This is a genomic window from Endozoicomonas sp. ISHI1 (genome assembly GCF_024606225.1).
Classification (GTDB): domain Bacteria; phylum Pseudomonadota; class Gammaproteobacteria; order Pseudomonadales; family Endozoicomonadaceae; genus Endozoicomonas_A.
Genome location: NZ_JAGRPU010000042.1, coordinates 1 through 19,897, shown reverse-complemented (window position 1 = coordinate 19,897; position 19,897 = coordinate 1). Strand labels below are relative to the sequence as shown.

The following is a 19,897-nucleotide window of genomic DNA, read 5'->3' as shown; positions in this document are numbered from 1 at the left end:
ATGCCTGCCAATCGAACTGATACGATTCCTCCCAATCCTCCTCCCGAACGACAGTGGCTTGAGACCAGCGATGGCTGGTTTTACTCCGCCATTGTTGACACAGATACTTTTAAAATCGGTCTGTCGATGAATCGACCGGGCTCGGCTTTTGCCACGCCTGCGTACATCAGTACCGTCAGGACAGCCATTGACAGGGCCTTCTGGTTGATTGAGCAGTCAGGTTTATTTCCGCACCACATACACCGGAATGTCAGCATTATCTTTTCTGACTCTGACTTAGCGGGTCAGAATGTTTTTTATGACGATGATGGTGTCACTTTGTTAATCGGGCAATCGATCATCAATCCATCATCATTACCCCAGACTTCTGGCAAACCCGCCAGTCTGGCAGAGACTCCCGGAGTTGACCGGCTTGTTGCCACTTTGCTGAATCACATGGCAATAGTCGTTTATGAGGCTTGTGATCCCAATGCCTTCTGGTCAGAATTTCAGGCACGGCATGATGGTGTCGAAGAGAGTGATGCTACAGAGAATGGTAGCGGTTTTATCCAGTCTCCCATTACCCATCCTGATGACGCGGTTTCCACTGTCGCCACTGAAACACAGCTCGGTTTTATCGCTGAAACGCTGGCTGCCAAGTGGTTGAATCAGAAATTATCTCCGGCTTCACGTCATTGGCTGGAGGTTTTGCTTCCCGGTCTGTTCAAAGCCTCACCCCCCGACAAGCCCCCTACCCCCCTGAGTGCCAGACTCAGGGCTTATCACTGGCATTCCAAAAACCACCTTAATCGAACGCTTGCCGGGCTCAAAACAGAGCCGAGCTTTTCATCAGGCAATGTTACAAGCGAAGCAACCCCTTCATCAGGCAATGTCACCGGGCCAGTGCCTGACAATTATTTTGCCTTCACGCCCGTCGCACCGCTTTTACGCATCAACGAGACAATGGCCTTTCCCGCTTTTGGCACAGGTTACTGTACCCGCGTACAGGGAACGGAAATAGGTGTCAGGGTTTACCCCCAGGGGGACGCAGCTCCACCACTGCGGCTGGTCGACATAACCCTTGACGTGGAAAGCTATCAATCACTGGCTTACAAGGATCCAACACAAACTCTCCAGCGGCTGGTTTTTGACCTTGAGACATTAGCCGGACTGTTTCTATACGGTGGTTTTAACGAACAGTTGCTGGCCTTTCTTCACGGACTTCAGGATGCCAGTGATCCGGTGGGATCGACAAACCCCGATCACAAGATTCCTCTGATCAAGGCAGAGTCCGACCGATTATTCATTGACAGTGACGCAACTTTCACAAACGGCAGCCAACCACTGGTTCGCCTGGGGTTGGCCGATCTTTCCCGGCACTCTGCCGAGGCGCTTGGGCGCGGACTGTCGGCCCTGCTGATACCAACATGGCGAGAGACCCTGACGGACAATCCCGTGGCTGTGGCCGGTATCGAGCAGCTGTGGGGGATCACTGGCAACAGGCTGGAAGCGTTGCAACCGAATTATGGATTGGATGAACGTTATCAGGCCCGGCAATGGCCACAACAGTCAGGTGTTGTCTACCAGCGACTGGTGGCAGGTCAGCGCCATAACCTCAGGAAACGGGGCGGCACTGCGAGAGACTTTGTTGATGCCGTCCGCGAACTGTATCTGGATGACGGGCTGGCGTCAGCACTTGCCAGAGTCATGGAAGACCAGCAACCATTGACGGAGAGTACCGTTACAGCTGGGGAAATGGCGGACTTGCTCCAGGCCATCATCATGGTTTACAACGAGCAATCATTGCGCAGTGAACAATGGGCTTTCCGCAGGGCTATTGATGACAGCCTGGACTGGCTGACCGCTAAAGACCCTGACAATCCGGCCCTGGCAAACCTTAAGCGACTCAAAAGAAATGATGAGGCACAACAGGATGGCTACGATGGCCTGACCGAAATGGAACCGGTGCCGTTCTTTGACAACACCACCAGCAGCATCCGGGGCCGGTTCTTTACCCTCACGGCTCTGGGTGACTGGATAGGGGTTTACCTGTCGCCGGACTACCTGACCGGTTCCAGTAACGAAACCATCGTCAGTGACCTGCGCCGACTGGTGGACGCCAGCGACCTGTTCAGGCATCGGTTGAACAATACCAACGAGTTCCAGAGGCTGTCGGGCAATGTAACCTCCCCAATAAGGCCCAACACCCTTGGCGATATTCACGACATTGGTTTGCTGGAAGTGCCCCCTGAAGAACGGAACAGGACGATTCCGGGAGAGTATGTCAGCCTGATCATCCCCGGTCACAATGGCGCGTCTCCCGGCGGTAAATCCGGCCCACTGGCCTACCTGCTCACCCGACATGGTGCGGAAAATGACACCGTCCATGACCCTGCCACAGAGAACCGGACTGCCCTTGCACCCGTCAACCAAACCGTCAATAACGGCACCTTCACGCTCATCCATTTTGATCCGGGCTGGGGGGGCGTGCCCTTTGGTGCCGGATGGCTGTCAGACCATGTTTCGTTCTTTTTTCAGTTAAAGAAAGCATTCCAACTGGCACTCGGCATAAAGCCGGAAGAGGATGCCAACAGGATCAAAAACCGGATTCGTACTGAGCTCGGTTTGCCACGGGACTATTCTGAAAACTATCCCGGACAGAACAGATTAGCCGTAGTAGACCCCCGTCAGGTAATGATCAAAGAAGCCCTGCCCGTACAGGTAAGGTTTAATCAAACGACAGCGACAGACACCAGCAAATCCGTGCGCCTGGCGGTGACCGGATATGGCTCACTGGGACGTCATCTGGAACTGACGGCAGAGCCTGACAAAAACGGCACCTATCGTCTGCAACTGGCTTCCATTGGCAGGATGACAACGAATGATGGTCTTCAGCCACCCCCACTGCATGAGTATCCGGAAATGACCAAACCGGTGGGAAGACACAGGGTTCGCCGTGCCGATCCTGATCCTGCTGAGGGCTCAGACTCGAAATTAATCGACAAACTGATTCCTGACGCCAAGACGTTCCATATGGAATATGCAGCGATATTACAGTACCAACGCATCCTGAACGCAGATTTGAACAGACGTTTTGAAGACCTGTTCTCATCTTTTATGAGCCTTGATAGTTCTCGCCATGGGAATGCTCCATCAACCTTTGCTTCGGCATTAAGGGTCTACGAAAAACTCACCGACCTGATCGGGAACCACCCTCAGGAAACCGGCGTAAAATTTGCGAAACTGGCTACAGACATCCGGAGCTGGTTTGAAAGCAATATGAAGTCAGTCCCTCCACGGCTGCATTTTGTTAGCGTTAACCCAACCGATGGGGAGCTGAATTATATCCGGTCATGGATTTTAGCAAATTCAGAGTCCGTTTTAAGAATAAACCTCTGGCATGACCCGAATGCAATGCTCGCCGGTGTGCTCGCCGAAGCTCTTAAAGAATCTGTGACCAGTAAATTGACCGGTCAGTCCGATCCCGGTAATCCATCTGATTTTGAATCGGATTTACTGAAAGAACTGATGAGGTTACAAGATGAGGCCTGGAAAGCCATAGAGCCAAAAATGGCAAGTGGCCAGCTGTTTGATCAGGCGGCGAAGGATTTTCTGATAGACCATCTCAAATACAAGACGGACATTGACAAACAAAAAGCCCAAACGCTGGAATCCTTCCGGCAATTTGAAAAGGAAATAACGTCTTCTTACCCCGGGGCCAAGTTTTCCCTCAAAGATATTAATGAGCTCTGGACCAGTGCCTACGGGGAAGATGGTCAGAAAGCCAAAAAGCACTATTACAGGGAACTGGGATTGCGTGGTCATCAGCCTGCGGCCAACGCACTGGTGAAAATCAAGGTGATTAGCACTCTCGGTGGTCTTTATTCTGATACGTCGCTTTCGCCTGCATTGAATGAGGATCTTTTCAAGGGTATTGATTATTCAGGCGTCAGCAAAGCAGATTGGGACAGGGTAAAGACATTACAGACACAGCTGGTCATCCAAAGGCTTGGCAAAGAATTCCTTCCTGATAATCAGGACCCTGCCATTAAACAGAAAGTTTCAGAAGATATCGCCTGGTTCGGTGAAAAATACCCTGGGTTGAAGAGCGACATTGAACAGCTTGTGGCAAATGCTGATCCCTCTCAACTGTTTAAGCCTTTGGGAAAAGTTAAAGTCATGCCCTACCAGGCCTACGTGCCATCAGAAAAAAATCCGGGTTTATTTTTCGCGGCAAGACCGGGCAACCCAACCATAGAGTTAGCTTATGACACCCTCTTATCACAATTCGAAGAGGTTGATCGATTTAAAGTGTCCGGTTTGACGAATTGGAATGCTGCCAGACTCAGAGAAACATTTTTAATCGGGGAAAGGATTGCTGACGCGGCATTGGCTTATTACCGAATCGGAGGTGTACGAGAGTTTGCGAAAGGCTATCGAATCCTGAATGGCGATAACGCACTGCAGGAAAGCAAGATTGCAATGAGTTGGACTGCAGGCTACAAAGCTTTGCTGGCTGCTCTGCAATTGTCTCCCGGAGATCACTTTACCCTTTCTAGCGAAGCGGCTGCTGCCCGGGATCAGGAAAATGATATCAGACGCTATATAAACACAGATCCCCGGAAGCATAGCCAATACCGTCAACAACTGGTTATCCAGATGGGGTCTGGCGATGATAACCCTATTAGCAAGGCCAGCCGTTACCTGTTTCGCAAATATAAAAATCGCCAACAAACGGGAGGCAGTGAGCCTTCAGTCCGTTGGCTGGTCATTGAGAACGATGATTGGTCAGATGGCGAGACGGGCGCAAAGATCAATAGTGCCGATATTGGCAAACTGCTGGGCGATGATAGCCGAATTCATGTGGTAGGCCTGGGTGAATCCAAAGACGGGGAATTTACCCTGGGCGGGCAAACCGCGTCAGACCTGTCAAAAAAAATTAATGAATTGATCGGTGATACCCCGGTTAAAACCATTAACCTGGTTGGCTCAGGTGTCGATCACGACGGGCTTGTCAGCCAATACCTGAAAGATATCCTGAAAGCGACAAAAACCCGGACAGTGACCGCCCGTGACGGTCTTTTGAGAGTCGATATCTGGGGACGTCTGTGGGTTGGCCTGCTTTCAGAGACGGGTCTGGTGACCTGGTCACTGGCCGACAAACCTGACAAGCTCAAAGCACTTCGCATCAGTAACGGTGACATCACCGTCGAAAGATTGCCTAAAAAAGACCAGTTTGCTGAAGGTGCTATTGGACTGCGGGAGCTGCCCTCTGCGCTGTTACAAAACAGTGGCTTGCTGGGGCCCGTTAATCCCGATCATGCAATACCGACTCTGGAGATGTTCAGGCGCAGCCTTAAGCCGCATCTGGGAGCTCTCAGTTCAGATGATTTAAAATCGCTGGAGAAAAAAATTGCACAATTTGACCGGTTTCGCCAAGAGGGGACTGCCCTTAAAAAATACGCCCTTGTCTATCGCATGCAGGAAAACCTGCCCGGTACTGCTCTTGGAAAAGCAGTCGTCTCGCACCTGGTCGCCACAATAAAACAGTACCTGCTGGACGCTTTGGTCGAGGTACCCAAAAAGCTTCACACTATCTGGATTGGTCCTCTCAAAAAAGGTGTTGTAGACGATCTCAAGATCTGGGCTTCACAGGTTCCCTCCTGGTCTTTGACGCTCTGGCACGATCCACAAGCGTTTTTAGCGCCCATACTTACCCGGGAAATACTTAAGGCTGTTGCCGCTGAGAAAATACCCGAATCATTCCTGAAAAAAGAAAATACCAGGGTTGAATTTGTGGAACGTGTTAATCAGCTGCAAGATCTGGCTTATAGCACTATAAAAAAAGGCATCGCCCGGGGTAAAACCTTCGACGACATGGCAAAAGCGTTTTTAGTTAACCATTTGGGTATGGATCGAAGCGAGTTAGAGAAAATACAAGAAGAAAGCCCGAAGCAACTCAGGACGTTTGCCGACGAGCTGGCCAAACTTAAGAGCAACCCTGATTCCGGTAAATTCAGGCTGGCAGATATCAATACACTCTGGCAGGCAGGCAATGAAGCCAGCCTGAGAAAGTGGTACGTGAAAGAACTTGGGCAAAGGGGGATTTTAGCCGCAGCAGCAGATTTGGTAAGAGTGGAAGTTCTTGCCAGAGACAAGGAAGGAGGGGGTGTCTATTTGGATGTTGATATACTACCTGCTTTTAACAAGGAATTGTTTAAACACATTAAATTTCCGAAATATTTTTTATTTGGCGGCGAGCTGATTGGTCCGGGTTACCCCGTTAACCATGCAATTATTAACTATCTTGCCCAGAAAGGGCCGGAACAGCTGTTTTTTGGCAGGACACCTGATCCGGAAGAAGAGAAATACTACGACAGAATAAAGGAAGAATACCCTGATTTAATAAAAGCTATTGAAGAAGCTATAGCCAATCACGGCAAAAAACCTCTTTTTGTCTTTCAAGATTCGCTCAGGGTTATTCCTGGTTCAGTGGAAATAAAATCAAGGTATGAAAAAAAGATACATCTCAACAATAACTTAATTATCGCGCCACCTGACAGCGAGGTTCTCGAGGCAGTTAAGAAAAATATTATAAAACGTTATCAATTGATTGAACGTTTAAATCTCGACAACCCACTAAGAGTTTCTAATACCGATATAAATAAAACTGCAAAATTAATCGCCAGGGAATTGAATATTGATCAGAAAATCGCCCACAGTTTTTTTAATTATCGTAAAGATGGAATACTGCCACATTCCAGATCAACAATGTATATATCCGGGGTGAATGGATTTCAAACAGTCTCCGCGAATTATTTGTCTGCTTTTTTTTCAAGGAAAGACCTTTTTGGTTTTGAACCAAAATCCTATTTCATGCAAATCAATCCATTAGCAAAGATTGATTTAATCAGTGACGATACTGATGAAAGCCCCAGTAGCTGGATACCCGGAACTGATAAAACCGAGCGTTATGCCCTGACCTCTGAGCAAGACAGCCGTTATAAAAACCAGGTCATTCTTCAACTGGGTGACAGCGACAATGAAACCAGTGCCAGCCTTTATCTGGCCAACAAATACCAACCCGATTTCAGCCAACTTATACGACTAAAGTCTGATGGAACCCCGATTGATCCGAAGACAGGACACGACATTGAGCTTGAGGCATTGCAAGCTGATTTTCTTAAAGACGACACCCGCATTATTGTAGTTGGCCACGGCAGTAAGGTTCAGGGCGAAAAGTCCGGTTCCGACCAGTTTTTGCTGGGCGGGAAGACGGTTGAGCAACTGGCCGATGTGCTAAAGCGATTAACCAGCGGTCGGTTTGTCCATACCGTCAGTTTGGTGGGCTGTGGTGCTGATGCCAGTGGGGAGCATTACCCCGTAGAAGTTTTCGCCAGAAAGCTGTTTGGTGAAATCCGGACAAAACGAATCAGTGTCCGTAACGCCCTGGTGGCGGTTGATGAGCTTGGGCGCAAATGGACCGGCACCGTGCCCGTTGATGGCGATGTCCTGTGGTCACAGTCAGACCATCGCGTCAAGCTGGTACTTGAGAAAGACGAACAGGGGCAGTTAATGGCCCGCCAGCTTCCGGTTACAGAAGGGCTGGTGAAAAAACTCCGGAACTTGCCCGCTTTGCCCCGCGGCAGGGATTATGTGCGCTTGGGTATCGATCGTGACGATGCTTTCGACCGGGCCAGAAATTTACTGCTTAGTACGTTTATCGAAAACAATAACAGGCTGCCACTCTCCGACCTGATTGAGCAATACAACCGTCGACTGCAACAACACACCGGTGATGACTTTTCCCCTTACCAGTTGATGCCGTTGCCGGTTGCCGATGCCGAGCGGTCTCTTACACAGGCCAGGATACCAACAGAGCGTCACATGAGCGCCTTTGTCCGTGCAGACTCAATCGGAGACCCGTTGTCTGGAGTTGGCCTGCTGGCCTATGGCGACCGCTTTGCGCAGGAGAATTTTTTCCGAATCCAGCAGGCGGGCTATCAGCTGGCCCGTAACGTTAAAAGCCTGCCATTAGACGCGATGGCAGCATTGTTCACTCGTCTGCTGCTTGGGTCTTTGCAGGACATTGTGGCACCCGGTGGCAATGACATAAACCCGTTCAGGGTCTCCGGCCCTGACCTGCTGGTTTCTACATTGGCAAAAGATGACCTGTTTGCCCTCCATGCCCAACAGTTAAAAAATGACTTTTCCGAATTGGGCCAACGATATGTCAGGACTCTGAGAGAGTTATCAGGTCAATGGCTGGCGGACAAACTGGCAGAAAAAAAAGTACCGAGACTGAACGCCAGAATAAGGAGTGAACAGAGAAGGTGGTTTCAAAACACACTTTCGCTTGGGATTAACAGAAGGCTGAAGCGCCAAACGGATGGCACTGTCAGTTTTACGGATCCACTGTCCCCGTCTTTTAATGGAGGGACTTTTAATGAAGACAAGCGCAACCGATACCTACCTGTTGTCAGCGATCCTTCAGGCGCAACTTATGTTCTGCTGGACGTGCCAGAGAGTAACAGCGCCGCTTTTTCGGATAATCTGCGCAATATCCTGTTTATGCTTCAGTCCTCAGGTCCGCTGACGCAGCGTACTGCCCGGACACTGATCAATACGATTGAGTCAGCCTATACCCATCACAACCCCTCGTTGGTTAAACAGCAGCTCAGCGAAAAAATTGCCCTGTTTGCGCCGACTGATGTGGTCACACTGGCCACCGAAATGAATAACATCGACGGGGACTACGGGGACTACGGGGACTATAAGGTTGCCCGAAGCCTGATACGAAGATTGTTGATGAGTCTGGCCATCAACACAGTAACCGTTCTGGCCAGCGGTCGCAGACCGGATCTCCGGCAGAGGCTGCTGATCGCGGAATTGTTCAGCCGGCTCTCCGAAGACATCAACCCCATCAGGCTCCCAACCACGGAAAACCGCGAGTACCTGATTTACCTGGACCCTTTCACGCCCTTCTTCCAGGATTACCGGTTTCCCTCGCAGACCGTTCTGGGGGTTGATTCACCCTTTCTTATCACGCCCATTAATCACAGTGCCTATCGCTCCCAGATGCGTGAACTGACGCTACTGGAAGCAGTGCCACAAGCGCTACATGATGTGCTTCGTTATTTCAACGGACCTAATGAATTCATCGATAGCCTCCTGGCCTGGCGCAAATGGGAGAAAGAGAGTGGTTTCGGGGCAACAAAGGCGGTCGTTAATATTCGGCTGGATTCCGACCGGTTGATCGCAGACAGTTGGGTGATGGTCGATCAATGGCAAGAAAGTGAGCCTGTCAACATCCTGGTCGGACTGTCGGATGTACGACCAGCCTCGTCAGATACCCGTCTGGCCCGGGTGATGACCCAATCCTACGGGCTGGCTCTGTTCCTGCAACTGAGAGCATCGGTAGCAACCCCACCCGTTATCGTCAGGGCCATGGAGATATGGAAGACGGAATACCGTAATGATCCTGATGGTCATTACGCTTTTGACAACGGTCTGAAACTACGCCGGATACCGAACGACAGCGATCCGCTTTACCGGATACTGATCCTTAATATTGATGACCGTGAGTTCAGGTTTGCCCAAGGAACGGTGGATGATTTCCAGCGGGCACTGGACGTACTGTTTCAGGAAAAGCGTCTGGCCGTTTCGGTCAGAAACGTTATTCGTTCCCTTGAAGCGAAGCCGGAGATCGCTGTTGGTACTTTTGCACAGGGCCTGGTTAAGGTACACACAGATTTCTGGAAACAGATGCTGGATTCGGAACTGCGTTCTGCGCTGCAGTTGCAGGAAGCGGATTACCGGATGTTGAAAAAACGAATAGCCAGCTCTGGTTTACTCGCCAAAGTCAGGAGCAGGTTATTGTCAGATTTTGGTGATATGCAAACCCCGCCAGACAAAACTCACTACACTGGCAGAACGTCTTCCCGTTACATAGACGTCTATGGCAAAGAGATAAAAGAGAACAGTCCCGGAATTATTAGCGAAGTGACACCGGGCACCTATGGCGATAAAGGTTCGGAGTCAAAAGTCGCGATCTTGTTCTCTGCCCGGTTTATCAAACAGGTTCTGGAAAACGATGTCACTGCAAATGATATGAAGTCATTGCATGAGACTATTATCAAAACGCTTCGATGGCTCAGAACCACCTCTAAATTCAAGGCTTTTTCCGATGCGTTGATGGCAGGACAGAGCCAAATCTTTGGAGACCTCCAGACTCTGGTGAATCAGGGTGTTATTGATGGTTCTGTCGGCAGCGGCTTCGACCAGGTCAAAATACCTGGCTCTGTCCGGCTATTACTGGTCATCACTCCTCCCGGTTCATCCGGAACTACTCCGGCAGAACCGGTTCTGATTAACAATGCCGGTTGTGTCCTGAAAATTGATCCGGGCCAGTATGTCACCGAAGGCAAAATGCCCGTTGAACAATATCGCACTTTATCAGGCCTGATCGCTCGTTATATTGTTTCAACCAATCTGTTGGCAGGAATCAACAGCGATTCTGAAAGCATTCGGAAAAGAATTCTGCGTGATCTTGACGTTGACGATGTTAAGCGATTACAAGAGGGTATCAAAGTTCCGGATATCCCCTTAGACATTTATAAAGGACGGATCGGTCTTGAAATAGAGTATGCTGACACAAGTGTGGATGCTGAATCGAGAAATATGCTTGCGTCCAGTAAATCTTCACCTAACACGCTTTCTCTCACTGATTATGCTGATCTGACTCTATCTAGCGAAGATCCTCCTGATCCGACTACAACCAACGATAAACGCCGCGGTGACTCAATCGTTGAAATCATTACCGGACCAGAACCTCTCCGGGATTATCTAAGTGAGTCCTCAGCTTTATTTCGTGCTACCAATACGATGGCCTCTGTATTGGCAAACATACCTGAGAGTGGCTATACCGTAGGCGATTTAGTTAAGGCTTATAATGACGAGCTAATTGGAAATAATCCCAAAGGTAATTTAAAAAAATTCAAGTTATCCAGCGACCATAGATTTGAAAACAGTAAAGTCTCATTGCTGCCCGGGGTAAAAAGGACATCACCGTTATCTCACCATGTTCAGGTCAATATCGGGGTCGATCTTGGCGAGATTGGGGCTATAACATCCTATATTCCCTGTCTTATGGCTCCGAGGAAAAGTGACCCATTAAGAGACGTTTTTCAGTGGAGCCAGTACAAGGCCTATGTCATTACAAAAAAACTGAATCTGAATTCTGATTTACTGAAGTCCATGTTGACCATTCATTTGTACAAGCAGGTATTAGACAGTTCAACCGACGTTTTTTTCAGGGATAAACTGGGAACCGAAAACACACCCATCACTCAACTTGAAGGATTACTGAGACTGGGTACCGCTGATTTTTTAATGACGGTCATCTCTGATCTGGATGCCGCACAACTTAAGTCAGCCATCCGGGATTCCGGTTGGCAAGCCTTTAGTTCTTTGATGCAGGAAACAGTCAATGAGCTGGCGATAATAGGGTCCAGGGCTGAAGGGTTGGGCAGACAGTGGAAGGTGCCCAGACAGCAACTGGAAGCCAGGATAGAATTGCTGTTTATCGACCTGTTGGATTACCGTACCGAACATGGGAGGATGCCTATCCTCTCTCTTGATGGCTCAGATTTTTTCGAATTACCGCAACACAAAAACAAAGGACCGACACTGGGTTACAAAGATGCCATAAACCCACCGTCAAGACGAATTGTCTCTCTTTATTTCAATGAAGAGGATGAAGTCCGTTACCTCGGCACCCTTGAGGTTCGTGAACCCTGGCCTGAACTCAAAAGGATCGCTTTTGCTCCACCCAACCTTTCAGTGACTGCGATAATAAAGTCCGTTCAGAACCCGGGTTTACTGGGAGCTAACCCGGAAACTGACCTGGTCTTTTTTAAAAGAGCCCAATCCATCCTCACCTCTGAAACTGAAACCACGCACTACAGGGACTGGGTGAAGCAGTCCATCCTCAGTCGGCTGGGTCAACTGGACCCGGCAAAGCTGGAGCATGTCACCCGCTCCTACATCAGCTATCACCAGACACAACAGGGCACAGCGGGACAGGACGCTCTGGGCCAGTTGCTGCTGGCTGCCCGTCTCAGGGCTATAACAGGTGGGCAGTCAGGCTCAGCCTGGGACACCCTGGCGCAGTTGCAAAAAATAGTGCCTGTGGATGTTAACCTTCAACGGGTAACCGGCTGGGATCACCAGCCTCCTGCGGCAACGACTGAAACCCATGCCCCGCCTGTGGCGACCTGGCAAAAGCTTGCACGGTACAACCTGCCCGCCGAACTTTATAAACTTCTGGATTTGTTTTCCGGTGGCGAAGGTTTTGTTAAACCGATTCTTGGCTCGGGAGAAATACTTTCCGGGCGCGGGATGTCTCTGGGTCGTTTGTATCACGAAATAATCATTACCCTTGAGCACGAACAGTACCTGTACCAGAGTCGTCTGGACGGCGATCCACCGACTCTGACGGTGGGCATAAAAGACACGACTTTTGATAACCCTAAGGCTATCGCTATTGGAAAGTTGTTCGGCACAGCCCTGCTAAACCATCCCGATGTGAAGGCTCTCAGTGAGGCTCAAAAGGACTTGCGGGCGACCTGGGGATTGTCGGCATCCACCACAGGCCGTCGTTATGGCCTGACCACAGGACTGGCGCTGGCTGCTTTTCCAGGTCAGAAAGACCGCCTGTACACACGGTTTATTGATGGCATCGGCACGAGCGATCACAACTGGCAGTTTGCTACCGGGTCGGTTGCGGATTTCGCCGAGGTTCTCTACTCGTTGTCCACCCGGCATGATCAGGATGAACTGACAGAAGCTTTTCAACGGGTTCGTAACTACCATCGTCTGAACCCCTTGGTATCTCTGGACACTTTTACTTCGGCACTGGTGGAGACCCACAGGAATCTGCCGGATTTTCAGGCGGGTCTGACTCTGCGGCAGGCGATCGGAAGTGGTGGGTACACTTTTCTGAAAACGTCCCTCAAGGTGAAGAGTACCCCCCTGATTAACGAACTGAATTCAATGGCAGAGTCAGGGGATTTTGACCGGTTTTATAGTAACCGTGATTTAAACGGGGGTCCTCAGGAACTCAGGATTGGCAAGTTAATCCTGTTAAGGGTCACCCCTGATTACTTCCGTCATGCCGGAGCGGATCATCTTTTTTTATTGTTCGATGGTATTAAGAAGTTCCTGAAAACGCCTCTGGGCCAGGATTACCGGAAAACATTCAAAGCGGCTTCCCCCCCCCACCATCCCTATCAGCACTTGATAGTTGATGCACCGAAAGCAGGTGCCGGAAAGCAGCAAATCGTTGTTTCGCTATCAGATACTGACAAGAGAGTGGTTATTACCCCCGATGCGGCTGTCAGTCCAAAAACCAGTTTGTCCAGCCTGATTCCAGTGTTTACCAACCTGGTTCAATCCGGCTACGATCTGAACGGCGGCAGTCAGCCTGCCTCCCCGGACGTTAACACCATTGAACGCATGGTTCGTCAGCAAATGGGACTCGCTCCCCTGATCCGGCTTGCCACCACCGGGAATCTCAAACAAGACAGTGTATCTGGCCGGATAGTCCTTGAAAAAACCTACATCATCGACAAACCTGCCAGGTCGGAAAGTCTGATAGCCAGAAGCCCCACAGACATCAATGGTGCACCTTTAATCACCCTTAAATGGCTGAACGAAGACAGTCAGTCAGGCCTGCAACTGATAACGGCCCCGCTTTCCCCGGATGAGCTGGACGGGCAACGGTCTTTTCTGGACGCCGCTTTTCAGGCACTGGATAAAACGGCCTCGACATTGCCTGGCCCGGTTAACAACCGGGATTTAGTCTGGGCCTTTCACCAGCAACTTGCCAACACAAAGACCGTAAAAGAAGACAGCGCCCCGGGCCGGTTAATCTTTGAAAAAATAACCCATACAGTCCACAGACCCGCCGGGTCGCACAGCCAGGTGCGCCTGAGCCCGGAAAAAATCAATGATGTACCTTTAACCACCCTGAAATGGCTTGGCCCCGGACTTCACCCGGGTTTGCAACTGGTAACGCCACCCCTTTCCCTCAGTGACCGGGACACCAACAAGGATCGTTTGGAAGCAACGTTTTACGCACTGGATAAAATTATCTCGACGCTGCCTCACCCCCCCAATGACCGATCTTTTCACTCGAACTTTGACCAGTATTTTAAAGACCGGCTGCCCCCTTTTGTTGATGACGGGGTGAAAATCTGGCAGACAACCATCACCGGTAAAACAGACACCGGGATCACCATAAGATTTCCCTTTGGGGATCTGGACAAGTCCTTGCTTCCCATACTGTTAGCTGCCAGAGACAGCCCCGGGAAGGAGCGGCTGCTGGCCAGCCTGCACGCCGCCGACCGGTTCGTGAAGGCGGTCGCTCAGGCCTCAGGCGGTAATGAGGCAACCCATGCCCAGTTAAGATCGATGTTGACTCTGTTGTTGTTCCGACTGTCGGGGGACGACCAGCCCGGGAAAGTCCTGTTTCCGGGGACAAGGCTGGCAGACGGTATCCATACCTACCTTTCCGACAGTGCCGTGACCACCCTCAGTCACTACATCAACCGTGTTGGCCTGCAACAAGTCACTGATGATCTGGTAGTGGAACTCACGGATCTTGCACAGCAGGTAGACGGCGACCCGGACCCGCGAGCGGGTGTCAGGATCAAAGACCTGCTGGGGACAGCTCTGGATTACCGCCTTGCCAACGGCGCCGGGCTATTGCCCGCTTCGCTGCCAGACTCCTACTCCCTGCCCCTGGCCAATGACGGAAAATACCGGGCACTCTGGACCGGGCAGATGTCAGAGGACAGCGCAACGCGACTTGTCTCCAGAGATGTCTCCAGAGACGCCAATGGCCGTTACCTTCTGGACGTCACTCTGCCGGTTCAAAGCAGCAGTATGGAGCAGCTGTATCGCCAAAAACCGGCAGGGCCCGATCACCTCACGGGCCCTCTCAAGCTGGCGCTGAAACCAAACCAGCTGGGGCGTGATCAAGACGTTACCCGTGCGTTTCTTGAATTAGCTGTGTCCAGAGTGGATACCGCCGACTGGCCGTGGTTTTCGAGGCGCTTTTCCTCATTACCGGAATTGCGGCGTTTCACAGTGGTGGAAGCACTGGATCAATACCGCTCCCGGTATCCGGAGGCAGATGTCAGGCAGCTGGCCCGTGCTCTTACCGAAATGCAGCTAGACGAAGTGAACAGGCAGATCAGTCAGGCTGATCAAACCGGGACTCCGACGGTTTTTCGCATCAGGAGTCTGGAATTGCTGGCAGACAAGAGCACGCTGACAACCGATCAGGGCAACAAGATCCATTTTCAGGCCGGCTCACTGCTACCAATGACTGAAAAGGCCGCAACGCAGAGGCTGGATCGGCAACAGATCTTTCTGACAGGATCACACAGTGACCGGTTTCCCGGGGCGTTTCTGGATACGCGTCACAGCAGCAAACTTTACAGGCAAGCCATACAGGATGGCCAGCTGGCACCAGACCGTTACCGGAATGATGTCGAGCAGTTTGTTAAAATTTTCAGTGATCTGGAGCCAGAAAGCTATCGCCAACAATTCCAAAAGGAACGCCCGCTTGACCTGAGTGCGGGCCGACCTCTCCACTGGCAGTTAAATCCCCATATTCAGCTACAGGCGTCCCGGTTGCTGGTCGGGGATACGGCGATCACCATTGAGCTTGGGATGAAGGATAACCCTTCGCTGACCCACAGGTTCCTCGACACCATTGTCGGGCAGCTCTACGCCCTGGGTCTGGCCAAGAGTACAGAGGCGGTTGATGCCGCACTGTTCAAGTCTGGCTGGCCAGAGGAGGCGGGACGATTGGGGCAGCTGGGCTATTCCGTCGGTTTTGACCCTGCCTACCAATGGGTTTCCCTGACCGGGGCGCAAAACCGGGCCAATACCCTTTATACCCATTTGGCAGGCCGCCACCGGGATGCGCTTGAACGTCATTTTGACCCGGTTGGATTACCCGCCAGCCAGGAAGACTTTAAAAAGGCCATGATCTGGCTGTTCACCCGGAAGTCTGAATTACTCTCATTGAGCTTTGCTGAGGTCTTTGACTACATCCGGGGGCACCGGGATGATCCGGATATCGAAACCTTTGCCAGAGCATTGCGTGAGTTTGACCGGAAGTTACCCGATGATGACAGGGCTCTGTTCAGGGGGGTGCTCACCGGTCAGCAAGTCGAATGGCTGGAAGACGCTCTGACCCGTCAGGCCCCTGACCAGCGTGAACTGGTTGACTATATAGGCACACTTAAAACCTCTCCCACCTCGCAAGCTCCGGTAACAGGGAGTGCGGGATTCAGTTCATCGCCCTACCGGCTGGTTCAATCTGCCGGCAGGTTCAAGATTGTCATCAAGGACAGGGATGCGCCAGAGAATAAGCGCTGTCGGCGTGGGGTCGGGGGATGCGCGACCCGGCTGCTATTAGCAGACAATCTGGCACAACGGCCCATTTCGACCATTGACAGTGGCGATATCGATAACACCGATACGGGCAAAACGTATTACACAGTTGAGTTCCTCACCCACAACGACAAGCTGCACAAGGTGCTCAGGCGCTCAGGCTCCGACATCATAGCCACCCCCCTGGGCGACGAGGCTTCGATTCATGACAGTATCGACGCTACCGGCGGCTCCCAACCTGAACGTGTGATTCCGGCCAGGGACGCCACTACGACGCTCATGGCAGTCAAACGTTCCAGCGGCGAGGTTTTCCAGCTCAGCCCGGAAAATAATGGCAACTACCGCGCCATCAGGCTGTTGCAAAGCGACAGGTTGTTAACGGCTTACGACAGCACCGGGGAAACCTTGACCCCGGTGCTGGAGAAAAACGTCCATGGCCAAATGGTTTATGGCATAAAACTGAGCAATGCAGCCTCAGATTCAAACAGTCTGTTCAAACTCAACCCGGCGGAACCGCTGGCAAACCAGCTGGTCGCTGCCCGCCGTGAAAATCATCGGCTGTTAGCTGGCAGTTCCGAGCTACAAACGCTGGCAGGCACCAAGGGCAGGATAGCCGTGATTCTTCCTGCCACCTACCGCCGCGGTCAAACGCTGGCAAACCAGGCTGAAATACTCCTGTCAGAGCTGAGAGCCTTTATTGCCAGCCCTGCCGGGCAGCGGCTGATCAATGTCCTGTGGTTCCCCGACAGTTACACCCAACCTGCCAGCATGACTGAGCTGGACGGCAAGCTGCTGCCCGGCATGAAGCCCTCTGATGCGCTCAGGCTGGTGATCAGGCTTGGCAAAGAACCTTCTGACCGGGTAATCCCTTATCGACCCTCCGGCAGCGGGGTCGCCAGTGGTAAGCGGCTCGTGGTGCTGAAGGTTGACCCGGCGGCACTGGCCGGACAACGCCACTCCAACAGTAATTACCTGGGGGCTCTGGCCCTGGTCCTGAAGGATTTATATCGGGCAGCACTGGCCGTGACTGACCAGAGTTCACCAGCCATTGCCATGAGATGGTGGCAAGGGGAAAAGCCCACCGGTGACCGGACGCTGCTGCAACTGGAAAACCAGCTTCGGGCGTCATTTGGCCTTCTGCCCGTTCAGGCCACTGCCTCCGCTCCCGCAACGGTTCAGACAGTCACTACCCCGGGTGGGATAACCACCGTGAAAACCGGCCAGCAAGTCCGGATTGCCTATAAAGCCCTTGCTGACCCGCTGTCCGGCTTTGGTGGACTGGTGGGGGATGAGAACACCCGGTCACTGTTCCAGCGGGTACAGTATTATTGCAACCGATTAATTGACCAGTTATCCGGTGCCAATCGTTCGGGGCTGGAAAACCTCCGCTCAATGCTGACGCAAGTGGCCTGGAATGAGCTGGTCAGCCGGGGACAGGTAACTTCTCAGACCCGACTTCTGGCTGACCCGGTGGATGCGGTCGTATCTGTGCTCAACAACAATGAGCTGAAGGCACTGGCCGGAATCAACAACCTGGCCAAACAGCTTGGAGATGTGCTGACCAACACCCTGAAAGACCGACGGGGTGACGTCTTCACGGCAACAGAACAACAACGGATGCTGACCCGGTTAGGCGGTGCCGTAAAGCGTCTGACGAATGCCCGGGCCGTGCGCAGTGAATGGACCCGTCCGGGACAACTTCCCCTTGGTGAGGATTCCAACGGTCATGTGCCGGTCTCCACTGGTAGCCGGAAAACCCTGGCCCTGACCAGCCCTGGTCGGCAAAAGATCACCCGGCTGGGTGATCAGCATCTCATTGCCATTGAAAGTCAAAAAGGTCCCCTGTCAACCCTGACAGGGGATCAGCTTGCAGGTTTCCTGACGCTGCTAAGACAGGAACCGCCTGCCAGCCAGCATGCAGCCGCTTTGCAGGCTGAACTTCAGCGGGCACCCGCGTCGGCTAACCCGGATTATTACCGGGACGCGATCAAGCGTACCCTGTCACCGCTGTCATCAGAGCTGGCGGGCAAGCTGGAAGACTCCCTGCTCGGGCTGTTAAGGAAGCCATCACTGTCCGGCGCTGAGCCGCTGCTGGCGGAGTATTTTTTCCACAGGCGGCTCAAGGCTGTGAAAATCGCCGACCCGGCCGGGTTGCGAACCAATGCCCTGAGAGCCAATGAATGGCTTGATGTCCTGCAAAAGCGTCCGCCACTGCCTCCGGGCCCCGGCAGGAAGACCCCGAATGTCATCCCCGATAATGGACTGGGCCGTCACCAGGCCTCCGTTCAGACCCGGGACGGGCAACAGGCGATCAGGTTGGGTCGCCGGGATGACCTGGCCTTTTCCAAACAAGGTTCTGGCTACTCCCTGATCCGCAGCGAAGGTGATCACAAGCCGGTCTTTCGCCTGCAACTTCCCGATGATTGGCCAGACCATCTTTTGCCCACCAGGTTGGTTGTCCATATGGGGCACTATCGCAGGACGCAACGCAGGGGCACGATTGGCAAACAACAATTACAAAAAGACCTTCAACACATTGCCCGGGAAATGGGGACGCCACGTTTAGCAAACCTTCTTCAGGGACTTGTGAAACCCATCAAAGCGTCGGGCATTTCCGATGGCAGTTCTTTTGAGGTGAGAGTCATTCCCCAGCCTCTCTGGTCGTTGGTGGACAGCCGTGTCGAGATCAGCGCAGAAGACAGCGGCCATGCCCGGTTACTGCTGGGCACAAGGGACAGGGAGAGTGTCAGGCCGTTCATTTTCCGGGAAACCCTGACAAGCCTGTTCGGTGCCAGTCTGTTGAAGGCTTTTGAGGGCGGCGGCGCATCGCTGTCAGCATTGCGCCAGCAGGTGCGGCAGCGCTTTGGGATAAACACCGGGACAGTGCCCGACAGTGAGCAGCGCCCTGTTGGGCTGACCCGTCAGTACGAACTGACTCTGGCGGCTGCTCATCCTTCAAAAACAAGCCTCTATCAGCGGCTGGTCAAAGGCCATCATAACCTGGAGCTGGCTGAGGGGACTGAAGCGGATTACCGCCGGGCGCTGCAATATTTAAGACGCCATGACAGCGATAAAGTGAAGGCAACATCGGAACTGCTTTCTAAAGGAGAGGTGGCGATCAGTAACAGTGACCGCACTCTTTTTAACAAGGTTCTCAGTGAGAAAAATCCGGTACCCGCCGTTCCCTCGGGTCGCCAATTTGATAATACCGTCGCCACCTATAGCCCTCTGCCTCCTGCCTCTGTCATGGTCGATGTTGATTACCGGGCATGGTCGAGAGTCGGTTCCGGCCTGGAATCCCTGCTCGACTCCACCCTGCTTGGGTTAAGCCGGGCAGCAGCTGAAAACTTGCTGTCACAACAAAAAGAGAACCTTGCCAAATCTCACCAACTAAGGCTCGTTGCCAGCGATTACCTGAAATCGCTACTGGTTCATTTTATTTACTGGAAGA

The 19,897-nt window shown here is 52.1% G+C and carries 1 protein-coding gene; it reads left to right on the top strand.

Features of this window, described 5'->3' with window-relative positions:
• A partial coding sequence (locus KBW69_RS19630; protein ID WP_257281963.1) for a TcdA/TcdB catalytic glycosyltransferase domain-containing protein occupies positions 1-19,897 on the top strand: 19,897 nt, incomplete at its 3' end.